General features: G+C 49.4%; 21 protein-coding genes. 19 read left to right on the top strand and 2 right to left on the bottom strand.

The features are described from left to right. Window positions 1-20 precede the first annotated feature (20 nt). The 18 genes from C504_RS18920 to C504_RS0106005 all read left to right on the top strand — a co-directional run bounded on the left by C504_RS18920 (window position 21) and on the right by C504_RS0106005 (window position 22,506). Window positions 21-1,430 (top strand): UDP-N-acetylmuramoylalanyl-D-glutamyl-2,6-diaminopimelate--D-alanyl-D-alanine ligase, encoded by a 1,410-nt coding sequence (locus C504_RS18920; RefSeq protein ID WP_281167582.1) that lies wholly within the window; start codon window positions 21-23, stop codon window positions 1,428-1,430. 45 nt (window positions 1,431-1,475) lie between these two features. Continuing rightward, the gene (mraY, locus tag C504_RS0106085; RefSeq protein WP_018688429.1) at window positions 1,476-2,558 is read left to right on the top strand and encodes a phospho-N-acetylmuramoyl-pentapeptide-transferase; all 1,083 of its coding nucleotides are present in this window, start codon (window positions 1,476-1,478) and stop codon (window positions 2,556-2,558) included. Window positions 2,559-2,567: 9 nt separating this feature from the next. Continuing rightward, window positions 2,568-3,896: a UDP-N-acetylmuramoyl-L-alanine--D-glutamate ligase gene (gene murD, locus C504_RS0106080; protein ID WP_018688428.1), complete on the top strand. Its 1,329-nt coding sequence runs from the start codon at window positions 2,568-2,570 to the stop codon at window positions 3,894-3,896. After that, the gene (gene ftsW / locus C504_RS0106075; protein ID WP_018688427.1) at window positions 3,896-5,056 is read left to right on the top strand and encodes a putative lipid II flippase FtsW; all 1,161 of its coding nucleotides are present in this window, start codon (window positions 3,896-3,898) and stop codon (window positions 5,054-5,056) included. The genes murD and ftsW overlap by 1 nt, the downstream gene beginning before the upstream one ends. Window positions 5,057-5,058: 2 nt before the next feature. Next, window positions 5,059-6,177, top strand: a complete 1,119-nt coding sequence (gene murG / locus C504_RS0106070) for an undecaprenyldiphospho-muramoylpentapeptide beta-N-acetylglucosaminyltransferase (protein ID WP_018688426.1) — start codon at window positions 5,059-5,061, stop codon at window positions 6,175-6,177. A 33-nt stretch (window positions 6,178-6,210) separates the two neighbouring features. Then, entirely contained in the window at window positions 6,211-7,620 is a 1,410-nt protein-coding gene (gene murC, locus C504_RS0106065) for a UDP-N-acetylmuramate--L-alanine ligase (RefSeq protein WP_018688425.1), read from the top strand. Further along, window positions 7,620-8,591 carry a UDP-N-acetylmuramate dehydrogenase gene (murB, locus tag C504_RS0106060; RefSeq protein ID WP_018688424.1) on the top strand — a complete coding sequence of 324 codons (972 nt, stop codon included), beginning with the start codon at window positions 7,620-7,622 and terminating at the stop codon, window positions 8,589-8,591. The genes murC and murB overlap by 1 nt, the downstream gene beginning before the upstream one ends. Window positions 8,592-8,694: 103 nt before the next feature. After that, a complete protein-coding gene (locus C504_RS0106055; RefSeq protein ID WP_018688423.1) occupies window positions 8,695-10,083 on the top strand; it encodes an MATE family efflux transporter in 1,389 nt (462 codons plus the stop codon). Window positions 10,084-10,371: 288 nt separating this feature from the next. Beyond that, window positions 10,372-11,304 carry a D-alanine--D-alanine ligase gene (locus C504_RS0106050; protein WP_281167579.1) on the top strand — a complete coding sequence of 311 codons (933 nt, stop codon included), beginning with the start codon at window positions 10,372-10,374 and terminating at the stop codon, window positions 11,302-11,304. Beyond that, window positions 11,292-12,233: a cell division protein FtsQ/DivIB gene (locus C504_RS0106045; protein ID WP_018688421.1), complete on the top strand. Its 942-nt coding sequence runs from the start codon at window positions 11,292-11,294 to the stop codon at window positions 12,231-12,233. The genes C504_RS0106050 and C504_RS0106045 overlap by 13 nt, the downstream gene beginning before the upstream one ends. Next, complete coding sequence (ftsA, locus tag C504_RS0106040; protein WP_018688420.1) at window positions 12,233-13,522, top strand: cell division protein FtsA; 1,290 nt, start codon at window positions 12,233-12,235, stop codon at window positions 13,520-13,522. Before C504_RS0106045 ends, ftsA begins: the two co-directional genes overlap by 1 nt. Window positions 13,523-13,587: 65 nt before the next feature. Continuing rightward, entirely contained in the window at window positions 13,588-15,324 is a 1,737-nt protein-coding gene (gene ftsZ / locus C504_RS0106035) for a cell division protein FtsZ (protein ID WP_018688419.1), read from the top strand. A 248-nt stretch (window positions 15,325-15,572) separates the two neighbouring features. Next, window positions 15,573-16,526, top strand: coding sequence for a UDP-3-O-acyl-N-acetylglucosamine deacetylase (gene lpxC, locus C504_RS0106030; protein WP_018688418.1), 954 nt, complete (start codon window positions 15,573-15,575; stop codon window positions 16,524-16,526). Window positions 16,527-16,683: 157 nt separating this feature from the next. Beyond that, window positions 16,684-17,550: an outer membrane protein assembly factor BamD gene (locus tag C504_RS0106025; RefSeq protein WP_018688417.1), complete on the top strand. Its 867-nt coding sequence runs from the start codon at window positions 16,684-16,686 to the stop codon at window positions 17,548-17,550. A gap of 52 nt (window positions 17,551-17,602) precedes the next feature. Next, complete coding sequence (gene recN / locus C504_RS0106020; RefSeq protein WP_018688416.1) at window positions 17,603-19,273, top strand: DNA repair protein RecN; 1,671 nt, start codon at window positions 17,603-17,605, stop codon at window positions 19,271-19,273. 3 nt (window positions 19,274-19,276) lie between these two features. Further along, window positions 19,277-21,409 (top strand): NAD-dependent DNA ligase LigA, encoded by a 2,133-nt coding sequence (ligA, locus tag C504_RS0106015; RefSeq protein WP_018688415.1) that lies wholly within the window; start codon window positions 19,277-19,279, stop codon window positions 21,407-21,409. 93 nt (window positions 21,410-21,502) lie between these two features. Then, window positions 21,503-22,210, top strand: coding sequence for an AzlC family ABC transporter permease (locus C504_RS0106010; protein ID WP_018688414.1), 708 nt, complete (start codon window positions 21,503-21,505; stop codon window positions 22,208-22,210). Beyond that, window positions 22,210-22,506, top strand: coding sequence for an AzlD family protein (locus C504_RS0106005; protein WP_018688413.1), 297 nt, complete (start codon window positions 22,210-22,212; stop codon window positions 22,504-22,506). The genes C504_RS0106010 and C504_RS0106005 overlap by 1 nt, the downstream gene beginning before the upstream one ends. On the opposite strand, the gene C504_RS0106000 is transcribed toward C504_RS0106005, so the two are convergent. Continuing rightward, on the bottom strand, window positions 22,507-24,345 hold the full coding sequence (locus C504_RS0106000; RefSeq protein ID WP_018688412.1) for an aminopeptidase P family protein: 1,839 nt from the start codon (window positions 24,343-24,345) through the stop codon (window positions 22,507-22,509). 203 nt (window positions 24,346-24,548) lie between these two features. Between C504_RS0106000 and C504_RS18830 the strand changes: the two genes are divergently transcribed. Continuing rightward, a complete protein-coding gene (locus C504_RS18830) occupies window positions 24,549-24,716 on the top strand; it encodes a hypothetical protein (RefSeq protein WP_018688410.1) in 168 nt (55 codons plus the stop codon). 59 nt (window positions 24,717-24,775) lie between these two features. Here the strand turns inward: C504_RS18830 and C504_RS0105985 are convergent, their stop codons facing one another. Further along, on the bottom strand, window positions 24,776-25,666 hold the full coding sequence (locus C504_RS0105985) for a 50S ribosomal protein L11 methyltransferase (RefSeq protein WP_018688409.1): 891 nt from the start codon (window positions 25,664-25,666) through the stop codon (window positions 24,776-24,778).

Here is a 25,666-nt window from a genome sequence, read left to right as displayed (position 1 = left end):
AAGTTGGCCCGATTGGTGAAATGCCATTATGGACAGGTCAAGCGATGGTTGAGGCCATGCATGCACGGCCTGTGCACGGCGTTCCAGATGAGATCACTGGTATTTCGATTGATACGCGCACTCTTCAAAAGGGCGAGGCGTTTTTTGCAATCAAAGGCGACCGCGTTGATGGTCATGATTATGCCACAGCGGCTGCGGCTGCGGGTGCAGCTGTCTTGGTTATTGACGAGAAAAGATTGCCATCACTTGGCCGGATACAAACACCGCTCATGGTTGTTGATGACGTTCTGCATGCGATGGAACTTTTAGGCAAAGCGGCACGCGCGCGCTCCAAAGCAAAAATTATCGCAGTGACAGGTTCGGCTGGTAAAACCACGACAAAAGATGCACTGGCACATGCGCTTGCTACATGCGGCAGGGTACATGCTTCTGCGGCTTCCTTCAATAATCATTGGGGCGTACCGCTGACATTGGCGCGTATGCCGGAAGAAACTGAGTACGGCATATTTGAAATTGGTATGAACCATGCTGGTGAAATAACGCCGCTTGCGAAAATGGTGCAGCCACATATTGCCATCGTTACATTGGTTGCTGCGGCCCATATGGGGCATTTTAAAACGCTCGACGACATTGCTCATGCTAAGGGCGAAATTTTCAGCGGGCTTGTTCGCGGCGGCACTGCAATTATCAATCGGGATGATAAGCGCTTTAAATTGCTGAGCGAAATTGCTGAAAAATCGGGTGTGAAAAACATTGTTGGTTACGGCGCGAACCGGCGCGGTGATGTTGTGCTCAAAAATGCAGAATATTTAGACGATTGCACAACGGCGATTGCAAAAGTTTTTGGACAGGAAGTTGCTTTCAAGGTCAGTGTACCGGGCAAGCATGTTGTTCAAAATATGCTGGCTATTTTGACAACGGCTCATCTGGTTGAGGCGGATATGTGCAAAGTTAGCCATTCTTTGGCGCGGCTGACCGCATCTGATGGACGTGGCCGCCATTATGAATTGAAAGTCTCGGGCGGCACTTTCACGCTGATTGATGAGAGCTATAATGCAAATCCGGCCTCAATGGAGGCAGCGCTTGAGATGCTGGCTTCGATGAACCCGAAAGGGCGTGGCCGCCGCATTGCTGTGCTTGGCGACATGCTTGAAATGGGCAAGTTTTCACAAAAGCTACATGCGGCCCTTGCTGATCCTTTGGCGCGGTTCGCGATTAAGGATGTTTATCTTGCGGGCTCAGAAATGATTGCGCTTGAGGCGGCTCTCGGCGAAGAATTTAATACGCATTATTTTGAAGATGCGGATAGTTTGGCCAAAGAATTTACCGAAGTTCCCTCTGCTGGAGATGTGATCATGGTGAAATCGTCTAATGGCATTGGGTTTTCAAAAATTGTTAAAGCGCTTTTGAAAGCGTATAGCGCTGCGTAACAACAGGGGTAATGCTGCTCGGCAGTAATTAAGGGGAATTCTACAATGCTCTACTGGCTGACGCAGTTCGCTGACCAGTTTCAAGTTCTTAACTTGTTTCGATACATCACTTTTCGCAGCGGCGGCGCGTTAATTACGTCCGCTTTTATCGTGTTTCTATTCGGCCCGCGCATTATTGCAGCGCTTAAATTGCGGCAGGGCAAAGGCCAGCCAATTCGTGCCGATGGTCCGCAAACACATTTGAAAAAAGCGGGTACGCCGACAATGGGCGGCTTGATGATACTTGTTGGCATTATTGTTGCGACATTGCTCTGGGGCAATTTAAGCAATACCTATGTGCAAGTTGTCATGATGGTGATGATCGGCTTTGGCGCAATCGGCTTTTATGATGATTATTTGAAAGTGACCAAGCAGTCAGACAAAGGCTTTTCAGGCAAAATGCGTCTCACTCTTGAGTTCATTATTGCTGGTATTGCATCCTACATTATCATGAAGACTGGCGGCGAGCCTTTCTCCTCAAGTCTTGCATTCCCGTTCTTTAAAGATTTCCTATTCAATCTCGGCATTTTCTTCATTCCAATGGCTTCTTTTGTGATCGTTGGCGCGGGTAATGCGGTAAATTTAACCGATGGTCTTGATGGGTTGGCGATTGTGCCGATCATGATTGCGGCAGGTGCCTTTGGCATTATTGCCTATTTGTGCGGTAACGCGATTTTTGCCGATTATTTGCAGATTCACTTTGTGCCCGGCACAGGTGATTTGGCCGTTGTGGTGGGTGCTTTAATGGGCGCTGGTCTTGGCTTTTTATGGTTCAATGCACCGCCAGCTGCGATTTTTATGGGTGACACAGGCTCTCTCGCGTTTGGCGGCTTGATTGGCACCATTGCTGTGGCGACAAAGCATGAAATCGTTATGGGCATTATTGGCGGTCTGTTTGTTATGGAGGCGCTCAGCGTGATTATTCAGGTCGGTTATTTTAAGATGACTGGCAAACGCGTATTCCTGATGGCGCCTATTCACCACCATTTTGAGAAAAAAGGTTGGACCGAAAGCCAAGTTGTTATTCGCTTTTGGATTATCGCTCTCATTCTTGCTCTTGTGGGATTGTCCACACTGAAACTTCGCTAGGCAATAACGATGATTAAGCTGACAGTCATGGCTGGTAAAAGGGTTGCCCTTTTTGGATTGGGCGGCTCTGGCATTATGACTGCCGAAGCGCTGATTGCTGGTGGAGCAGAGATTTTTGCTTGGGATGATAATCCTGACAGTGTCGCGCGGGCGCAGGCCAAAGGCATCAATTGTGCTGATCTGCACGGTGTGGACTGGTCGGCGATTGATAGTTTCGTGCTGTCTCCCGGCGTTCCGCTCACACATCCCAAGCCGCATTGGTCGGTTGATTTGGCCAATGGTGCCGGTGTGGAAATCATTGGCGATGTAGAATTATTTTGCCGTCAGCGCCGTGATGCAGAAACGACAGCCAAGCTTGTTGCGATTACCGGAACGAACGGCAAATCAACAACAACGGCGCTGGTTGCGCATTTGCTTAAAGAAGCTGGACGTGACATTCAAATGGGCGGCAATATTGGCGTTCCTGTGCTTGCGCTCGAAGAGCCTGAAGATGGGCGCGTTTATGTGATTGAATGTTCATCCTATCAGATTGATCTTGCCCCTTCGCTTGACCCAGATGTGGGCATATTGCTCAATCTGTCGCCGGACCATTTAGACCGTCATGGCTCAATGGAAAACTATGCGGCCATTAAAGAGCAGCTCGTTGCTAAATCTGTGCAGGGCGTGATTGGTGTCGGCGATAAATGGTCGGCTGCGATTGCTGCACGTATTGAAAATGCGATGCTTATCGATGTTGAGCAATATGGCGATATGCTTGATTTGAGTGATGCGCCTTCACTGCGCGGCGCGCATAATATGCAGAATGCTTTGGCGGCGACTGCTGCGGGCCGTATTCTGGGGCTAAGCGCGCAGGATATGACGGCTGCGCTTAAATCTTTTCCTGGCCTTGCTCACCGCATGCAAATTATCGCGGAACGCGGGAAAACCAAATTCGTCAATGATAGTAAAGCGACCAATGCAGATGCGGCGGAGAAATCGCTTTCAAGCTTTAGTTCAATCCATTGGATTGCGGGCGGGCTTGCAAAAGAAGGCGGTATTGAGCCGCTGCGCCCATTGTTTGGCAATATTGCAAAAGCCTATCTGATTGGAGAAGCAGCACCATCTTTTGCTGCCACCCTTGGCGAAGATGTTGCTTATGAGATTTCGGCAACGCTGGATGTTGCCGTTCGACATGCTGCGGCAGATGCGGCGCAAAGTTCGCACCATGAACCTGTGGTATTGCTGGCACCGGCAGCGGCAAGCTTTGACCAGTTTTCGAATTTCGAAAAACGCGGTGAAGCTTTTACTGAAGCTGTCGAAAAATTGCCACTTGAAGAAAAAGTGGAAGGGAAAAGCTAATGTATGTACGCAGTGACCGCAGCGCAGGTGCAGAATGGTGGCGTACCATCGACCGTTGGTTATTGGTCGCATTTTTAGCGCTCATCGGCTTTGGAATGGTTTTGTCATTTGCCGCGAGCCCGAATGTGGCCGAGCGCATTGGGCTGGATAGTTTTCACTTCGTCAAACGCCATGCCGTTTTCTTACTGCCTTCGATAGCCGTTATGATTGCTGTTTCTTTTCTTGAAGAACGTCATGTGCGCAGACTTGCGCTACTTGTGTTGGCAGGATCCATTGTCCTTATGGTTATGGCGCTGTTTTTTGGTGTTGAAATCAAAGGCTCGCGCCGCTGGGTCAGCATTCTTGGTTTTCAGCTTCAACCGTCAGAGTTTATGAAGCCGGCCTTCGTGGTTATCTGTGCTTGGATGTTTGCAGAACGCCAACGCCGCCCAGATATACCGGGCAATTTGTTTGCTGGTATTTTGTTCATTGCAATCGTTGGGCTTTTGGTAGCGCAGCCAGATTTGGGACAAACGATTTTGCTCGCCGGTACTTGGGGTGCCATGTTCTTTATGGCTGGCATGTCTTGGTTATGGATTGTTGTGCTTGGCGGTATTGGTGCGGTTGGTCTGCTTTCTGCCTATTATGCGCTGCCGCATGTTGCTGGACGTATTGACCGCTTTTTGACCGGAGAAGGCGATACGTTTCAGGTTGATATGGGACGCGAAGCGATTGTGCGCGGTAGCTGGTTTGGCCAAGGGCCGGGCGAAGGCACAGTTAAGCGCGTGCTTCCAGATAGCCATACGGACTTTATTTTCTCCGTGCTTGGTGAAGAATACGGTATTATTTTATGTATGGTTTTGGTGGCTGTTTTTGCCTTCATCGTCCTTTATGGTTTGAAGCGCTCATTTAATGAAACTGACCATTTCCGCCGTTTTGCAGTGTCTGGTCTTGTCATCCTGATCGGCTTTCAGTCGATGATCAATATTTCGGTTAATTTGCAATTGATGCCTGCTAAGGGCATGACGCTGCCATTCATTTCTTATGGCGGCTCATCCATGATCGCGGTTGCATTGACCGCTGGGTTCTTGTTGGCTTTGACACGTAAACGTCCTGAAACGCGCGCAGGCAAAGTACGCTTCCATTCACCTATTGAAGGTGGTTTGGAAGCAGCGGAGTAGAAATGACAAAAGGTGTAATTCTTCTTTGTGCTGGTGGTACTGGCGGCCATTTATTTCCAGCTGAAGCGCTGGCGCATGAACTTCACAAGCGTGGGTGGACCATTCATTTGGCAACCGACAAGCGCGCGCAGCAATATACGGCGAATTTCCCCGCGCTACAGACACATGTGATTGAAGCGGCATCGCCGTCAGGCATGAACCCGATAAAAATCGTTAAAGCGGTTTTGGTTTTAATGAAGGGTATGCGCACATCAAGGCAATTGATTGGCGATCTTAAACCTAAAGCCGTTATCGGATTTGGTGGTTATCCAACGGTGCCGCCGCTCATGGCTGCTGCTGGTAAAATGCCAACGATGATCCATGAACAAAATGCTGTTGCTGGCCGCGCTAACAAAATGTTGGCAAAGCGCGTGACGATGATAGCGGGCGGTTTTTTAAAAGCTGAGGGCGCGTTTGCCGATAAAATTATCGAAACGGGCAATCCGGTTCGGCCTGCGGTTAAAGAGGCAAGTGCCAAAGCCTATGCACCAATTGGTAAAAGCGGGCCGATCAATCTTGTGGTTTTCGGCGGTAGCCAAGGCGCACAGTTCTTTTCTAAAACAATACCAGCTGCACTCGCAAAACTGCCGGAAGGTCTGCGCGCACGTATTCATTTAACGCAGCAAGCGCGGCCAGAAGATGAAGATGAAGCACGCGCTGCCTATGCAGCTATTGGCGTTAAGGCCGTGGTGTCGTCGTTCTTTTCTGATCTGCCAAATAGCATCAGCAATGCACATTTGGTTATGGCGCGCTCTGGTGCCTCAACGGTTTCAGAGGTTGCAGCCATTGGCAGACCTGCGATCTTTGTGCCGTACCCACATGCGCTAGATCACGATCAGGCTGCAAATGCTGCAGCGCTGGAAGCGGTTGGCGGCGCGAAGGTCATGCGCCAGTCGGACCTTGATGCTGATATTATCGCTGCCGAGTTTGAGCGTTTGTTCCAATCACCGGACGAGCTTACTAACATGGCAGCGGCTGCTAAGGCGGCTGGCAAACCGCAAGCAGACATCTTGCTTGCAGACCTGACAGAGGCTATTGCGTCTGGAAAGAGTGTTGCTGAGCTGAAAGCTGCGCAATCCTAGATATTCAACGCCTAGAATTTCGGAACTAATCATATGAAAATGCCGCAAAATATCGGACTGGTTCACTTCGTCGGAATTGGCGGCATAGGTATGAGCGGGATTGCTGAAGTTCTGCACAACCTTGGCCACAAGGTTCAAGGCTCCGATCAGGCTGACGGACCCAATGTGCAGCGACTGCGCGAAAAAGGCATTGAAGTGTTTGTCGGCCATTCGTCGGCAAATATTGGCGATGCGCAGGTTGTGGTTGTTTCAACGGCGATTAAAAAAGACAATCCTGAATTGGTTGCTGCACGCGAGAAATTACTGCCGATCGTGCGCCGTGCAGAAATGCTGGCGGAAATCATGCGTTTTAGAAACGCGATTGCGATTGGTGGCACGCACGGAAAAACAACGACAACTTCAATGGTGGCAACACTCTTGGAAGCTGGTGATCTTGATCCAACCGTTATCAATGGCGGCATCATCAATGCTTATGGCACCAATGCGCGCATGGGCGAAGGCGAGTGGATGGTTGTTGAGGCCGATGAAAGTGATGGCACATTTTTAAAATTGCCAGCGGATGTGGCTGTTATCACTAATATCGATCCTGAGCATCTTGATCATTATGGTTCATTTGACAATGTGCGCAAAGCTTTCAAGCAGTTCGTAGAAAATGTGCCGTTTTATGGTTTTGGCGTGTGCTGCATTGATCATCCTGAAGTGCAGTCGCTGGTCTCTAAGATCTCTGATCGTCGTGTAATCACTTACGGTACAAACCCGCAGGCTGATGTGCGTTATACGCATAAAGGTATGGACGGGGCGACATCGCTGTTTGATGTTGAAATTCGTGACCGCAAAGGCGGCGAAATCGTATTTCTGCCTGACTTACGTTTGCCAATGCCGGGCGCACACAATGTTTCAAATGCTACAGCTGCAATTGCCGTTGCGCATGAGCTTGGCATGAGCGTGCAAAATATTACAAAAGGGCTTTCTGCCTTTGGCGGTGTAAAACGCCGCTTTACGCATACGGGTGATTGGAGCGGCGTTTCTGTGTTTGACGATTACGCGCACCACCCTGTTGAAATTAAAGCGGTTCTTCAGGCAGCACGTTCTGCGGCTAAAGATAAGCGTGTTATCGCAATTATGCAGCCGCATCGATATACGCGGTTACATGATTTGTTTGATGATTTTGCTGCTTGTTTTAACGATGCAGATATCGCGCTTGTTGCTCCTGTTTATGAAGCTGGCGAAGACCCGATCGAGGGCGCAAATCATGAGACGCTGGTCAGCCATATGAAATCTGGCGGGCACCGTGATGCACGCACAATTTCGGGTCCTGCGGATGTCGCATCAATCGTGCGCAAGGAAACATCTGAGGGTGACTATGTGATTTATATGGGCGCTGGCTCCATCACACAATGGGCTTATGCGCTGCCACGCGAATTGGCCGGTGGTGACGCCTAATGTCTATTAATGGTGAAGCATTGCTGGAACGGCTGCGTCCTTTATTGCCGGATTTGCGCGGACGCATGACACCTGATGCGCCAATGAGTGCTGTGACTTGGTTTCGCACGGGCGGGCGGGCAGAGGTGCTTTATCAGCCAGCTGATGAAGATGATCTGGCGATGTTTCTAGCAGCGCTGCCTGACGATGTGCCTGTTCTGGTCGTTGGGGTTGGCTCCAATTTGATGGTGCGTGACGGCGGCCTAAAAGGCGTTGTTATTCGTCTTTCAGCGCGTGGCTTTGGCAGCATAGAAACTGTTGGCGACACACAGATTAAGTGCGGTACTGCTGTGCCGGATAAAATGCTGGCTAGTGCTGCGCGTGATGCGTCACTTGGCGGTTTTCATTTCTATCATGGTATTCCAGGCGCGATTGGCGGTGCATTGCGCATGAATGCAGGGGCCAATGGCACTGAAACACGCGAGCGCGTTGTTGAGGTTTATGCTGTTGATCGCAAAGGCGAAAAACATGTCATTTCGAACGATCACATGGGCTATTCCTATCGTCATTCGGGTGCATCCAAGGACTTGATCTTCACGGGTGCGCTTTTTGAAGGTTATGCGGAAGATAAAACAATTATCCAAAAACAGATGGATGAAGTGCAACATCACCGCGAAACAGTTCAGCCGGTGAAGGAAAAAACCGGCGGTTCGACCTTTAAAAACCCAGACGGTCATTCAGCGTGGAAATTGGTTGATGATGCAGGGTGCCGCGGTCTGATGGTGGGACAAGCGCAAATGTCGCCCATGCATTGCAACTTTATGATCAATACGGGCGGCGCAAGCAGTCATGATCTTGAAACGCTCGGCGAAACGGTACGCACGCGCGTGCTTGATACGTCCGGTATTCGTCTTGAATGGGAAATCAAACGTCTTGGTGAGTTTGCGGACGATCAAGAACCGGTGCAGGAGTTTCTTGGCCGTTTGCTGTGATATGGTTTTGGTAATCTGAATTTAGACTTTAACCGTTGATTTTTTACTTGATGGTTTGAAAATATTTATTGGCCTTTCGTATAATCGAGGCTAATGGGTCTTGATGACAGATATGACTCACATCGATACGAACGTTGTAACGCCGGCAGTCAAGAGCTGGTCAGAGCATTTGCGCGCGACATTCAAGCTTGGCATTCCGCTTGTCGGATCACAGCTTGGTCTTATGCTGATGAATACCACCGACACTATCATGCTCGGCTGGTACGGCGTGGAAGAACTGGCCGCCAGTGTTCTCGCGACGCAGTTGTTCTTTATCATTATGATCTTTGGTGCTGGTATTGGTCAGGCAGTAATGCCGATGGCTGCGCAAGCGGAGGGTGAGGGCGATAAACGCACGGTACGCCGTGTTGTTCGCATGGGGTTCTGGATTGCTATTTTGTATTCCAGCCTTGTTCTGCCGCTGCTTTTCTTTGGCGAATCTATTTTGCTTGCGCTGGGACAAAAGCCGCAACTTGCGCTTTTGGCTGGCCAATATTTGGCAATTGCAGCGATCGCCATGTTCCCGACATTGCTTAGCCATGCTTTGCGTTCGTTTTTGTCTGCTATTGAACGTGCGCAAATTATTTTCTGGTCAACATTGTTGGCAGGTCTTGCCAATATTGTTGTCAATTACATGCTTATTTTTGGCAATTGGGGTGCGCCGGAACTTGGTGTTCGCGGTGCTGCTTATGCGACATTGCTGGTTAACATTATTATGTTTTTGGCGATGGCACTTTACGTTGCTTATCAAAAAGATGCGCGGAAATATGAGGTCTTTGTTCGCTTTTGGCGCCCTGATTGGCATGCGTTCTTTGATGTATTGAAGATTGGTATTCCTATTGCCATTACGATTTTGGCAGAAGTAGGCATGTTCATTTTTGCATCGATTATGGTGGGCTGGCTTGGCGTTGTGCCGCTGGCTGCTCATGGTATCGCGCTGCAATTGGCTTCCATAGCCTTTATGATACCGCTTGGTATGAGTCAGGTCGCGACGATACGTGTATCGAATGCCTATGGCCGTAATGATCCGGGTAATCTTCAGCGGGCTGCCAATGCTGTTATGGCAATAGCGATCTTGGTTGCTGTCGTCAGTGCGAGCCTGTTTTTTATCATGCCAGATCAGTTGATCAGCATGTTCCTTGATGAAGGCAAAGAGGATGTGGCCGCTGTGGCAACTTATGCGGTGCCATTGCTCTTCGTTGCTGCTGTTTTCCAGCTGGTTGATAGTACGCAAGCTGTTGCGGTCGCTCAATTGCGCGGTTTGAAGGATACGCGTATTCCCATGGCAATGGCTATTTTCTCCTATTGGGGTGTTGGGCTTTCAACGTCCTATTATTTGGGAATTGTCGAAAATTGGGGCGGTGTTGGCATATGGACCGGACTAGCAGTTGGTTTGGCATTTGCGGCAATCTTACTGAATTTCCGTTTTCAGCTTATTCGTCCGCGCGATTAACTTTTTTCTGTATTGAACGACCCAATGCAGCCTAACTGGCGTGCATAGGGTTCGTGCGTTCAATTTTGAAGACAATAATTCCCTTGCTGTGAAGATTTTTAGCAAGATGCTTTGGCACTTTTTTCGATTTTCACTTGTCAGCGAATCGCCACTCTGATTCATATAGACTTGTTCCGTTTTGGTTTGAGTCGGGTGCGTGTGTTGCTGCCTTGGTTCACGGTTTGCGTTTTGCGCCGTGATCGGACTCTTGCTTTATCTTGCGGATGTTATGAAACGAGGGGAAGCGCTTTGGTCAGTCGAGATAAGCATGTAGCAGTATTGATGGGTGGTTTTTCGTCAGAAAGACCCGTCAGTTTGATGTCTGGAAATGCCTGTGCCGATGAGCTTGAACGCTTTGGCTACCGTGTCACGCGCATTGATGTAACCCATGATATTGCGAGTCAGCTTGCTGAAGTGAAGCCGGATGTTGCTTTTAATGCTCTGCATGGCCCCTACGGTGAAGACGGCACTATTCAAGGTGTTTTGGAATTTATGCAAATTCCTTACACGCATTCAGGCGTGCTTGCGACTGCGGTGGCGATGGACAAAGAGCTTTCTAAGCGGTTGGCCAAAACACACGGTATTACTGTTGCTGAATCAAAAGTGATGAACCGCTTTGATATTACTTCCGCGCACCCGATGCAGCCGCCTTATGTGGTCAAGCCTGTGGCCGAAGGGTCAAGTTTTGGCGTGGTGATTGTGAAAGAGGGGCAAAGCCATCCGCCGCAAGTCATTACCTCTGCTGATTGGAAATATGGCGACCGCGTTATGGTGGAGCGCTATATTCACGGCCGCGAATTTACCTGTGCCGTTATGGGAGATGTTGCGCTTGGGGTCACAGAAATAATTCCGCAGGGCCAAGAATTCTACGATTTTGATGCAAAATATGCTGCTGGGGGATCAAATCATGAATGCCCAGCAAAAATTTCACCTTTTGTTTACCAAAAGATTACGAATATGGCGTTAAAAGCTCACAAGGCATTTGGCTGTCGCGGCGTGACGCGTTCCGACTTCCGGTATGACGATCGTTTCTCTGAAGAAGGTGAAGTGATCTGGCTGGAAATCAACACGCAACCGGGCATGACAGCGACATCTTTAGTGCCTGAGCTTGCAGCTTATGCCGGACATAGTTTCGGAGAGCTTTTACATTGGATGGTGGAGGACGCTTCTTGTTCGCGTTGAAGTCAAAATTGCTAGAGTTTGAAGGTTCTGTGCTTCCAAGTGCACATTACGCGAACTTGCGCGTTTTGCCGCGTTTGCTGCGGTGGCCAGTCCGTTTCTTGAAACGGCTGCTGGACGGACATATCATTATTCCAAAACATGCCGAAGGATTTGGCATTACTGCAATTATTGGCGGCGCGATTGTTTATGGCTCAGTGATGGGCGGACAATTCGCCGTTGCTGTGGATTCTGTGACGGCTAAATCTGGTTTCGCCGTTTCTGAAATTGAAATTTCTGGCAATACGCACACGACAGCCAATGATGTGTTTGCTGCGCTGCGTTTGGGTGAGCAACGCTCCCTCGTTTCCATCGACCCAGATGCGTCGCGCGAAGCATTGAAGCAATTGCCATGGGTTGGTGCCGCAAGAATCGCAAAAGTTTATCCTGATAAGCTGAAAATCGACATTGAAGAACGCGATGCTTTTGCTGTTTGGCAGCAAGGCGAAGCACTTACAGTTGTTCAAAAGGATGGTTCGGTTATCGGGGGCTATGCAGCTGATGCCCGTTTGTCGGCTCTACCATTCCTTGTTGGAAAAGGTGCAGCAGAAAACGGTGAAGCTTTTGTGGAGACGGTAGCGAAATTCGATGATTTGGCAGGGCGTGTTCGTGCTTTCATTCGTGTTGGTACGCGCCGCTGGAATTTGCGTCTGGACAACGGCATGACGATCCGTTTGCCGGATGAAGGATTAGAAGACGCGTTGGCGCGCCTGACAGATTTGCAAATCAAACACGGCGTCCTTGACCGTGATCTTGCTGCTATTGACCTTCGTTTAAAGGATCGCACTATTTTTGCTTTGACAGAAAATGCACAGGAAAGCCGTGAGGCTTTTGTCAAAGCACGCGCTGATGCTGCGAAAAAAGAACGCAAAGCGCGTGGGAGCCGTATCTAATGGCTAAAATTCGCAGCTCAATTGTTACTGTTTTGGATATTGGTTCCACAAAAACCGTTTGTGTTATTGCAAAAATGATGCCGGTTGATGGCGGGCGTTATTTGCATGGCCGCACACATGCGCCAGAAGTGATCGGTATTGGTCACACCAAATCTGTGGGCATGAAGTCTGGCATGATTGTTGATCTTGACAGTGTTGAGCGCACAGTGCGCCATGCTGTTGAAGCCGCTGAGCGCATGGCTGGCCTGACCGTTGAATCTATTATTACGAATATTAGCGCAGGCCGTATGGCCAGCACAAAATGTTCAGCGTCGATTACGCTAGAAGATCGACCAATCGCTGCAAAAGATATACAAAAAGTCTTAAAAGCTGCGGTAGCGCGTGCAGCGCGTATTGATCGCCAAGTGGTTCACTTGATGCCGGTTGATCATGTGCTTGATGGTGAGCGCGGCATTCTTGATCCACGTGGCATGATTGGCGAGGAATTATCGCTGAATATGCATTTGCTCAGCGTTGATGCTGCACCGCTGCGCAATCTGGAATTAGCAATCAACCGTTCGCATTTAAGCGTCGAACAAATGGTTGCAACACCTTATGCGGCAGGCCTTTCAACGCTTGTTGATGACGAGTTAGAACTTGGCTGCGCCTGTATTGATATGGGCGGCGGCACAACATCAATATCTGTTTTCTCAGAGCGCCGATTTATCCATGCGGACTGTATTCCTGTGGGCGGTCATCATGTGACAATGGATATTGCGCGCGGGTTTTCTTGCAGCATTGAAAATGCAGAGCGCATGAAAGTGATGCAGGGTTCGGTTATGGCGGCCACGGTTGATGACCGCGAAATGATTTCTGTGCCTGGCCTTGGTGAGGACGGACTTGATAACCCGCATCAGGTGCCACGCAGCTTGCTTAACCGTATTATTGCAGCGCGTGTTGAAGAAACTTTGGAAATGTTGCGTGAGCGTCTCAATAAATCGGGACATTCAAGCGTCATTGGTAAGCGCGTTGTTCTAACAGGCGGCGCTGCTCAGATGGCAGGCCTGCCAGATTTGGCGCGGCGTGTTCTTGGCCGCAATATCCGTATTGGCCGTCCGCTTGGCATTAAAGGCCTACCGACATCGGCTAAAACACCAGCATTTGCTGCAACTGTGGGACTAATGATCTATCCACAGACAGCACATAACGATCAGAGTTTGACGAATTTTCAGGGCGCGGTGCGCCATCAACGTAACGGAACCGAAGGTCCATTGGGTCGCATGACACAATGGATCAAAGATAGTTTTTGATTTCACACGAGAGTGTGACCACCGGCAGCAAGGCAATGCTTCCGAAACCAAATGGGGAATGAGCCATGACCATTAATTTACAGAAGCCTGACATCACAGAGCTTAAGCCGCGTATCACTGTGTTCGGTGTTGGCGGTGGCGGCGGCAACGCAGTCAATAACATGATCACTGGTGGTCTAGATGGCGTTGAGTTTGTTGTTGCGAACACAGACGCTCAAGCATTGTCGATGAACAAAGCTGAACGCATTATTCAACTTGGTACTGTTGTAACCGAAGGCCTTGGTGCCGGTTCAATGCCTGACATTGGACGCGCTGCTGCTGAAGAGTGCATCGACGAGATCAACGACCACCTCAATGGCACGCATATGTGTTTCGTAACTGCCGGTATGGGCGGTGGCACAGGTACTGGTGCAGCACCTGTTGTGGCGCGTGCAGCGCGTGAACGCGGTATCTTGACTGTTGGTGTGGTAACAAAGCCATTCCACTTTGAAGGTCAACGCCGCATGAAAACGGCAGATGCTGGTATCGAAGAGCTTCAGGCGAACGTGGACACACTTATTGTGATCCCGAACCAAAACCTTTTCCGCATTGCCAATGATAAAACGACATTTGCTGATGCATTTGGTATGGCAGACCAAGTTCTTTATTCTGGTGTTGCTTGCATTACTGATCTGATGGTCAAAGAAGGTCTTATCAACCTCGATTTTGCTGATGTGCGTTCAGTTATGCGCGATATGGGCAAAGCGATGATGGGCACGGGTGAGGCGTCTGGCGAAGGACGTGCGATGACAGCTGCAGAAGCTGCGATTGCTAATCCTCTGCTTGATGAAACATCAATGAAAGGCGCGCGCGGCTTGTTGATCTCCATCACTGGTGGCCGTGATATGACGTTGTTTGAAGTGGATGAAGCTGCAACGCGTATTCGCGAAGAAGTTGATCAGGATGCCAATATCATTCTTGGTGCGACCTTTGATGAATCGCTTGAAGGTATCATTCGTGTTTCAGTTGTTGCTACGGGCATTGAGTCGATGGAGGCATCTGGTTCAGTGGATAACCGTACACCCAGCCGTGCTGTAACCGGCGCTGCTCCGGTACAATCCATGCCACGCCCTCAGCTTAGCGTGCAGCCACAGGCAAAACCTGTAGAAGCTACGAAGCCTGCGCCTGCAAAGCCTGCGCTTGATCCTGTTGCTGAAGCACAAAAAGAAATGGAAGCTCTTTCCAACGCACGCAAGGTTGAAGAAACAAAGCAAGAAGAAAGCTTCGTTCCGCAAAGCCGTTTGTTCACGGCACCAACACCGCAAGCAAAACCAGCGCCAAGCGTTGCGCCGTCCCAGCCAGTTCGCGAGCCTGTTGCCGAGGTTAAGCCACAGCCAACTGTTGTGCCTATGCCAACTGCTGCACAGCCTGCTGCTTCAACACCGTCTGTTGAGTCAAGAATGCCGCAAGTGGAAGATTTTCCACCGATGGTTCAGGCAGAACTTGAAACTAAAACTGCACGCACAGCACCGCGCGTTGCAGAAGATGATGATCGTGGACCGCTTGGTCTTTTGAAGCGCTTAACAAATGGTTTGTCACGCCGCGAAGAGCATGAAGCGCCAGCTGAACCGCGCCTTCGCCCGATGAACCCAGCGAGTGAACAACGTTCTGAAGAGACACGCCGTCCTCTCAGCCAAGAAGCATCTATGTATGCGCCTGCAAGAAGTCAGCATGACAATCAGGGTAGAACACAACCTACCGCTGTTAATCAGGATGATGATCAGTTGGAAATTCCGGCATTCTTGCGCCGTCAAGCTAACTAACGGCTTGTAACATTACGCTGTATTATTGTAACGGGCTTCGCATGCGGAGCCCGTTACAGGTTTGTTAACATTATGATTTTATTATTCTTTGTTGCTAAATTCTAAATGTTTCACTTGGTAACAATTAGTAAGAAAGCGTGATTTGGAAAGCGAGCCGACTCGCGGATATGTTACCTGCGGGGTATGAGCGCGTATTCTCATTTGCGGCTAGCAGGGTTCCGCATTGAGCGCCTAATAAGGAAGTGTCTATGGGGACCGATTTGAGGGCTTATCAAACCTCACTCAGCGAAGTTGTAAATCTTTCAGGTATTGGTGTTCATAGCGGTGATAGTGTTTCTATCTCTATGTTGCCCGCTGATCCTAATACGGGAATTATATTTCGCCGCATCATGCCTGACGGCACAACACATGACTTTCCCGCTGTCGTAAGCCATGTCGGGGCAACCGATCTGTGCACGATGCTTGGCGATCCTTCAAAAATACATGTATCGACCATTGAACATATGATGGCTGCGTTTTCAGCCATTGGTCTTGATAATGTTATTATTGAAGTTGATAGCCATGAAGTGCCGATTATGGACGGTAGTTCACGCATATTTATTGATGCGATTGATGAGGCTGGCCTAACGCATTTTGCTGCTAAGCGCCGTTATATCCGCGTTAAAAAGACTGTACGCGCTGAAATTGGTGGCTCATGGGCCGAGTTTAGCCCGTATGAAGGCACACGTTTTGAAGTCGTGATTGATTTTGAGAGTGCTGCTATTGGCCGCCAGGAATTTAAATCGGAAGTTGATGGCGATGTATTTCGCAATGAACTTTCAAGCGCCCGCACTTTTGGCTTTATGAAAGACGTTGAGCGGCTATGGGCTTCTGGCCATGCGCTTGGTTCATCGCTCGATAATTCAGTGGTTATCGGTGATGACAATATGGTTATTAACCGCGAAGGCTTGCGGTTTAAGGACGAGTTTGTTCGCCATAAAACGCTGGATGCTGTTGGCGATCTAGCATTGGCTGGTGCACAATTTATCGGAAGCTTCCGCTCTTATCGCGGTGGTCACCGCCTTAATGCTACAGTTTTAAAAGAACTTTTGGCTGATCGCACCGCATTTGAGATTGTTGAAACACCAGAACCGCGCGAACGTGCGTTTGCGCGCGAGTTTGTGGCTATTGCTGCTCAGGCATATGCCCCTTGGGATGTGTAGAAGTCTCGATTGGCTTTAAAAACACCGACAAAGCTTGATCAAGTCACAAAATTGCGGCATTTGGTGTGCATCGCTGAGCGAGAAGTTTATTCCGCTCAGTTTTGTGGTATTGTTAAGGACATTGTGTGTCCTGCGTTTAAAGAAGCCGGTAGTTAATATGACATCTGAAAATCGTTCATCGCGTTCAAAATACCGCGCATTTTCCATCGGTCGCAATTTGCTTGTAGCCGGATTGGCTGTTGGCGTTGTTTCTGGCTGTGCCAAAGATAATGATGATGTTGATCTGAACGCTTATGTTGAGACTATCGAGCCTGCTGATGTGCTTTATAATCAGGGCCTTGCCAATATGAACCAAGGCCGTTTGCGCGAGGCATCTAAAAAGTTTGATGCGCTTGACCGCCAGCACCCTTATTCAGAATTTGCTCGTAAAGCCAATGTGTTAGCTGCATTTACCCAGTATAAGCAGGGTAATTTTGATGAAGCTATATCTTCAGCGCGCCGGTTTGTGAGCCTTTATCCAACGCATGAAGATGCAGCTTACGCGCAGTATATCATTGGTATTTCCTATTTCAGTCAGATGCCGGTTGTAACGCGCGACCAGCGCGATACGCGTCTTGCGATTCAGAACTTCAACGAGTTGTTGGAGCGCTACCCTGATTCGATCTATGTGGATGATGCGAAAGCAAAAATCCGCATCGGTACGGACCAGCTTGCTGGTAAAGAGATGCAGATCGGCCGTTATTACCTAGAACGCCGTGAATATGCTGCATCTTTGTCTCGTTTTAGAAGTGTGGTCGAAGAATATTCAAACACGCGCCATATTGAAGAGGCGTTAGCGCGCCTTACCGAGACTTATATGGCGATGGGCCTGACCAACGAAGCACAAACAGCAACCGCTATTTTGGGTAACAACTTCCCAGACAGCGAATGGTACGCAAGCTCTTACAAGCTTCTGCAATCTGGCGGTTTGAAACCACAACAAAATTCAGGCTCATGGTTATCTCGTGCGTTCAACCGCTCTTAATCGGGGATTGAGTTTCGTTCGTCCGATTCTCTGTTTCAGGAACCTTTAAAGAATGCTGGCTGAGCTTTCGATCCGCGACATTGTTCTGATCGAAGCGCTAACGATACGCTTTGATGATGGACTTTCTGTGCTTACCGGTGAAACCGGCGCGGGTAAATCTATTCTGCTTGATTCACTTGCCTTGGCACTTGGTGCACGCGGCGATGCTGGTTTGGTGCGCCAAGGTGCTAATCAAGGCCAAGTGACAGCCATATTCGAATTACCGGCCGTGCACCCGCTACGCTCGGAAATTAAAGATGCAGGCATTGATGTTGATCCGAGCGAAGCATTAATTTTTCGCCGTGTTCAATCAGGCGATGGGCGCACCCGCGCTTATATCAATGATCAATCTGTTAGCGCTGGCCTTTTGCAAAAAGTCGGCAAGCATCTTGTTGAAATACATGGTCAACACGATGAGCGAGCGCTGATAGAAACAGATACGCACCGCGATCTTCTCGACGCATTTGGACAATTATCAACTGAAACTGAACATATTGCACGTTTGCATCATGATTGGCGTGCGGCAGTTAGAGCGCTTCTGACACATAAAGCGCGGGTGGCAGAGGCAGCCAAAGAAGCTGATTACCTCAAAGCGTCATCGGAAGAGCTTGAAGCACTCGCGCCAGAAGAGGGCGAGGAAACTCAGCTTGCCGAAAAGCGTCAGGGTATGATGCAGGCGGAGAAAATTGCGTCTGACTTGAATGATGCGCATGAGGTTTTATCCGGTCCCAAATCACCTGTGCCCGATATTGCGAGCTTGCTGCGGCGTCTTGAACGCAAGACAGAAGAAGCACCGGGGCTTTTGGAAGAAGCCAATGAGAATTTGGGCAAAGCGCTCGACCATCTGGCAGAAGCGCAAACGCTGATCGAAAAAGCGATCAATATTTCTGATTTTGACAACCGTGTGCTTGAGCAAACCGAGGAGCGACTATTTTCGCTGCGGGCTGCATCGCGCAAATTCAACGTTCCGGTTGAAAATCTGGCTGAACTTGCTGTTCAAATGGCAGACCAATTGGCCGAGCTTGATGCCGGTGAAGCGCGGTTGATTGAGCTTGAAAAGGCTGAAGGCGAAGCGCTGGCGATGTATGACCGTGCAGCGTTGCAGCTTTCCGAAGCGCGAAAAGCGGCTGCCGACCAGTTGGTTGCAGCGGTAATGGCCGAATTGCCAGCTTTGAAACTGGAAAAGGCGGCGTTTATCATCAATCAGACATCGGACGCTGAAAACCGTGCGGAAACTGGCATTGATACGATTGAGTTCTGGGTTCAAACTAATCCGGGCACACGGCCAGGGCCGATGATGAAGGTTGCATCGGGCGGCGAGCTTTCGCGCTTTTTGCTCGCGTTAAAAGTTGCGCTTGCGGACCGTGGTTCTGCACCAACATTGGTGTTCGATGAAATTGACACTGGCGTTGGCGGCGCGGTTGCAGATGCCATTGGCTCGCGCCTTTCGCGTTTGTCGACAAAAGTTCAAGTCTTGTCCGTGACACATGCACCGCAGGTTGCCGCGCGCGCAGAGCATCATTTCTTGATTTCGAAGAAGACAGAAGATGCAGACAAACTGGCGACCTCTATCGTTGAGATTGATATGGATAAGCGCCTTGAGGAGCTTGCACGTATGCTTTCTGGTGCCACAGTAACCGATGAAGCACGCGCAGCAGCAGCACAACTTTTAAATGCAGGTTAAGCCATGGCGAATGAATTGCGTCTCATAAAAGTTTCTGATCTCGACGAGACACGGGCTGCAGCTGAACTGGCTGCTCTTGCGGCAGATATGGCCAAGTACGATCTTGCCTATCACACGCAAGATGCGCCGCTTATTTCAGATGCTGACTATGATGCCTTAAAAAAGCGCAATGAGGAAATCGAAACCCGTTTTCCGAGTTTAAAACGTGCAGATAGCCCTTCTGAAAAAGTAGGGGCGACAATTTCTGAGAAATTCGAAAAAGTGCGTCATGCCGTGCCGATGCTGTCGCTCGATAATGCTTTTTCTGATGATGATGTTGAAGACTTTGCCAAACGGGTGAAACGCTTTTTGAAATTGCCGGAGACGGCACCTTTACGCTTGACCGCTGAACCAAAAATTGACGGTTTGTCGCTGTCGCTGCGCTATGAAAATCGCAAACTTATCTATGCGGCAACGCGTGGCGACGGGGCTGTTGGCGAAAATGTAACGGCCAATGCGCGGACAATTTCAGACGTTCCTGATCGTTTGCCTGAAAATGCACCGGACGTATTTGAGGTGCGCGGCGAGGTCTATATGACCAAAGCTGATTTCGCAGCGCTCAATGTGGCGCAAGAGGCCGCAGGCAAGCAAACCTATGTGAACCCGCGCAACACGGCTGCCGGATCATTGCGCCAGCTTGATGCATCGATCACCAAAGCGCGCCCGCTCAAGTTCTTCGCCTATGCATGGGGCGAGGTGAGTGTGATGCCTGCGGACACGCAAAGCGGCATGGTTGAAAAGCTGAAAAGCTATGGCTTTTCCATTAATCCGCTGATGGCGGTTTTTGATGATGTGTCTGCGCTGATTGAACATTACCACAAGATTGAGCTTGGCCGCGCGGAACTGGAATACGACATCGACGGCGTTGTTTACAAGGTTGACGATCTTTCTTTGCAGCAGCGTCTAGGCTTTGTCTCGCGTTCGCCGCGCTGGGCGATTGCACATAAATTTCCGGCTGAAAAAGCAGTTACAATTCTCAAAGCAATCGATATTCAGGTTGGCCGCACGGGCGCACATACGCCTGTTGCGCGGCTTGAACCTGTTACCGTTGGCGGTGTTGTTGTCACCAATGCTACGCTGCACAATGCAGAGGAAATCGAGCGGCTCGGTATTATGATCGGAGATACTGTCACCGTGCAGCGCGCCGGTGATGTGATCCCACAAGTGCTGGGCTATGTGCCAGAAAAACGCTCCAATAGTGTTGAGCCGTTTAACTTCCCCACCCATTGTTCATGTCCTTTAAAGACCGAGCTTGTACAAGAGGACAAGGCTACGGGTGAGGCGGGGGTTATTCGCCGCTGTACAGGTGAGTTTGCTTGTCCGTTCCAGCGCAAGGAACATTTGAAGCTGTTTGTTGGACGCAAAGCGTTCGACATTGATGGGCTTGGCGATAAGCAGATCGAGTATTTTTACGATTTGCCAGATGATGACCCTCTGCAAATTCGCACGCCTGCTGATATTTTCAAATTGCAGGAAAATGACCAAAAAGATGAACTGCGCAAATTGAAAAACCGCGAGGGTTTTGGCGAAACATCTGCGGCGAAACTCTTTGCAGCTATCCATGAAAAAAAGAGCATACCGCTTGATCGTTTGATCTTTGGCCTTGGTATTCGCCATGTCGGTCAGACGACGGCCAAGACATTGGCCAAGGGCTATGAAAGCTGGGGCGCTTTTGAAAAGGCAGCGCTTGCTATTGCCAATGGCGATATGGTTGCGCGCGGCGAAATGGAAGCACTGGATGATGTTGGGCCTGCTGTGCTTGATGCCGTTGCGCGTTTCTTTGGCGAAGAACACAATCTTGATATGGTCAAAGCGCTTGTCGAGCAGCTGACGCCGCAGGACGCTGAAAAGCCTAAAAGCGATAGCGCTTACGCAGGCAAAACAATCGTGTTTACTGGCTCATTGGAACGGATGAGCCGTGATGAGGCAAAATCTATGGCTGAGCGGCTTGGCGCTAAAGCATCCGGCTCTGTCTCGTCGAAAACCGATCTTTTGGTTGCTGGGCCAGGCGCTGGTTCAAAGCTTAAAAAGGCGCAGGAATTGGGCATTGAAGTGATTGACGAAGATGAATGGTTTGAGCGCGTGGCGAACGCTTAAGCTCGCCTTCAAAACATCTGATTGTCACGATCACAATTATTCAAGTGCAATAAATTGTTGCTTCCAATAGGGTCTCCTTATTGGAGAGATACATTGACGTTCACAAAATCAGAGTTCAAATCCGGCGTTGTTATGTCCATACCTATGGTCTTAGCAGCACTGCCTTTTGGTGTTCTTTTTGGCACATTAGCGGTTAAAAATGGAATGACCATTTTTGAAAGCTTTTTGATGAGTGCGACGCTATTTGCTGGTGCAAGCCAGTTGGTTGGTATTGAGCTTTTTGGTGCAAATGTTGCGCCTTGGTTGATCGTCCTTTCAATCTTTGCCGTGAATTTTCGCCATATTCTATATTCGGCTGTCACCGGCAGATATATGACGCATATGACTTTCATGGAGCGTTATTTATCTTTCTTTTTTCTCATCGACCCTTTGTATGCGATGATTGAAGAAAGACATGATCGCGGTGAAAAGATCAGTTTTTCATGGATGCTTGGTGCAGGGCTTTGTTTTTGGATTCCTTGGCAAATCGCGACGGTCATCGGGGCGACGTTCGGTAATTTGATTGCCAATCCAGAAGCGATTGGTATCGATTTTCTTTTGCCTGTTTATTTTATGTCTATTGTGATGGGTTTCCGCAAACGCAATAACTGGGCTGTCATAGTTATTGCCAGTGGCGCAGCATCAATGTTTGCCTATCATTATGTTGGTTCGCCTTGGTACGTCACGATTGGCGCTTTGGCAGGCATAGTAGTAGCGGCAATCATTGGATTGCCCAAAGATGCAAAATTGGTAGCAGAATAATGTCGACAATAATCTGGATAATTTTTGCTGGCGCGTTTGCGACCTATTTAACCCGTATCGGTGGGCACGTTGTTTTGTCACGTTTTGACAAAATTCATCCGCGCGTCGATGCAGGCTTGCGGGCAGTGCCCGCAGCTGTTTTGACCGCAATTGTTGCGCCTTACGCTGCCTTTTTTGGCTTAGCGGAAACGCTCACTTTGGCCGTTGTGGCTGTGCTTGCTCTATTTCTGCCGGCCCTGCCGGTATTTGCACTCGGCTGGGCCTGCATATTAGGACTGCGCTATTTTATCGGCTGATTAAACGCGCTTGATGCGGCGCGTTGCTTTTTCCAGCCAATGAAGCGTGTCTTCATCTTCGATCAGTTTGGATAGTTCTGTGCGCACCTTGCTGTGATAGCCGTTGACCCATCGTTTTTCGGCAACGGTGAGCAAAGACACATCGATCAAACGGCGGTCAATCGGGCAAAGCGTCAGCGTTGTAAAGCTTAACATTTCTAGGTCGCCGCCTTCAGGTATTTTCGGTGGATTGACCACCAGAATATTCTCGATGCGAATGCCGTGGCTGCCTTCTTTGTAATAGCCAGGCTCATTGGAGACGATCATGCCAGGTTCAAACTCAACCATAGCGCGGCGGTGGATGCCTTGTGGGCCTTCATGGACACCAAGGTAAGAACCAACGCCGTGGCCTGTGCCATGGGCATAATCATAGCCTTCTGCCCATAATGCCTGACGGGCAAGACCATCAATGTCGATGCCGCGTGTGCCGACTGGGAATTTGGCTTCGGAGATCGCGATCATGCCTTTAAGAACGAGTGTGAAATGGCGGCGCTTGTCTTCTGCTGGCTCGCCCACAGGAATAACGCGCGTAATATCGGTTGTGCCGTCCAAATATTGAGCGCCGGAATCTACCAAGACGAGGTCGCCGTCCCTCACTTGACGGTTGCTCTGCGTATTGACGCGGTAATGCGGCAAGGCGGCATTCGGACCAACAGCGGAAATCGTATCAAATGAAATCTCTTTGAGCGGAAAGCCAAGACGCTCACCAGTTTCAATGCGGATTTGTTCCAGCGTTTGCGCGATTTTGATTTCATCAAGATCTTCAGCTTTCTGGCTATCCATCCAGCTTAAGAATTGCACCATCGCAGCGCCATCGCGCTTGTGTGCTTCCATCGCACCTTTGCGCTCAATGCGGTTTTTGCAAGCGCGTGGAAGACGGCATGGGTCATCGCCTTTAATGATTGTCGCGCCCGATGTTTCGAGTGTTTCGGCAATCTTTGCGGCCACCAATGATGGATCGAGCAGGACGTTTAGTTCGGCTTCTCCGAGAGAGACAAGCGCTGCTTCCAGCTCATCTATTGAAGATAGCTGCGCAAGCTGGGTCAGATATGCTTCCTCTTCTGTGTCGATTTTGCTTTGATCGATAAACAACATCGCGTCGCCCTGTTTTGGAACGATAGCGAAGCTGAGCACGAGAGGCATATGCGATAGGTCTTCACCGCGAATATTGAACGCCCAACAGATAGACGTCGGATCAGTCAGTACGGTTACATCAGCGCCTGATTCTCGCACGGTTTTGGCTATTTCGTTGAGCTTTTGCTTTGGCTGAACGCCTGCATATTCCATATCGTGGATTGCGACTTTGCCTTTTGGTGCATCTGGCTGATCTGTCCATGTTGCATCAAGCGGATTTTCATCAAGCTTCACAAGAGTTGCGCCAATGTGATTGGCGGCGCTTTCAAAAGCGGCGATGCCTGCCATTGTGTGCAGCCAAGGATCGATGCCAATGCGCATATCTTTTGAGGCCCATTTATTCAAATTGAGGGCAGGGCCAGCTTTGGTAAGGTCATGGCGCTCAAATGTTTCTGCGTCTGTCTGCTCACGCAATTGCACGGTGTAGCGACCATCAGAGAAAACATGTGCGCTATCAGCCAAGATAACGGCAGCACCCGCAGAGCCGGTGAAGCCTGTCAGCCAAGCCAATCGTTCTGCACGTTTTGGCAGATATTCATTTTGGTGCTCATCGCTATGGGGGACAATAAATGCATCAATGCCTAGGTCTGCCATGCGCTCGCGCAAAGCGGCAACGCGTGCTGGGCCTTCAGATTTTTCAGAAGTGACGTCAAAAGATTGAAACATATAAGTATCCGTTGTGTTTTTCGGCAAGCTATCTGAGCTGCACCATGCCTTCAAGGTGGAAGGTTAATGTTGCGTTGCAATAAGATTTGTTCGCACATGCAAAAACGCATAGCTGCATTGCTGTATTATGCGTGGTAGAAGTGCTCTTCATATCCCATATTGTTTTTATCGCAACAACGCGAAAACAATTTTGGAGAATAGTCATGGCAAACCGCAAAGGTTTCTTAGAGGCAATGATGGATGCACGTTCACGCCAAGCCAAGGCATATGTAAACGGCGCACTTTTGATGCTTGACGACAAAACACTTAAAGCTCACGGCTATGACCGTAATGAGTTGTCTAAGAACAAGTCATCCTACTACCCGTTCTAAGCAACGGTTATAGAGTTGAAAAAAAAGCGGCTTTTGGCCGCTTTTTTATTGCTTTGAATTTATAGATTACCGTGGCGCAAGTGAATAGTTACCCAGCCTTCACGCTCAATGGTGCGGCGGTGCGTCAGTCCCATATTGCGGAAAGCGGCGACAACCATTCTACGCTGATGGGTCAAAATACCTGACAAAATAAGATCGCCGCCATAGGCCAGATGTTTTTCAATATCGAGCGCCATCGCCATGAGCGGCCAAGGTAAAATATTGGCAACAATCAATTCAAACGGGGCTTGATGTTTAAAAGCCAAATGTTTGAAGCCAATGGATGTTTCGCACTGAATTTGAGCGGTCTGGCCATTAAGAGCAACGTTTTCACGCGCAACTTTTACTGCGATCGGATCAATATCGGTCGCCAGAATTTTTGCTGACGTTAGTTTTGCAATGGCGATAGCTAAAACAGCGCTGCCTGCACCAAGATCAAGCGCACTATAGGGTTTGCGCTTGTTGATAATGTTTTCAAGCATGATCAAGCAGCCGCTGGTGGTTCCATGATGGCCAGTGCCAAATGCTTGGCCTGCGTCAATCTCAATACCAACATCGCCAGCACGCACGGCATGGCGGTCATGTGCGCCATGCACCAAAAAGCGTCCAGCGCGTACGGGCTTCAAGCCTTCAAGCGATTTTGCAACCCAGTCAATGTCGGGCAGGTCTTCGCGTGTAATTGACACGCCAAATCCATCGGAGCCGAGGCCGTTTTTGATGCGGGCCGTGACATCATCAATCAGGGCATCATCCGTATCGATATACAAAGACACCATATGAATATCGGCATCTTCATCTATTTCAGTAATGGCAATGGCATAGCCGTCATCTTCGAACTCAAGTTCGAGCAGTGAGAATATGCGTTCTGCTTCGGCTTTTCCGGTACGCAGACTAATCAGGCTTTGGGACAT

Origin of the sequence: Ahrensia kielensis DSM 5890 (assembly GCF_000374465.1) — a bacterium.
GTDB lineage: Bacteria > Pseudomonadota > Alphaproteobacteria > Rhizobiales > Rhizobiaceae > Ahrensia > Ahrensia kielensis.
Note: the sequence above shows the minus strand (reverse complement) of the source record. Positions and strands in the feature narration are given on the sequence as shown.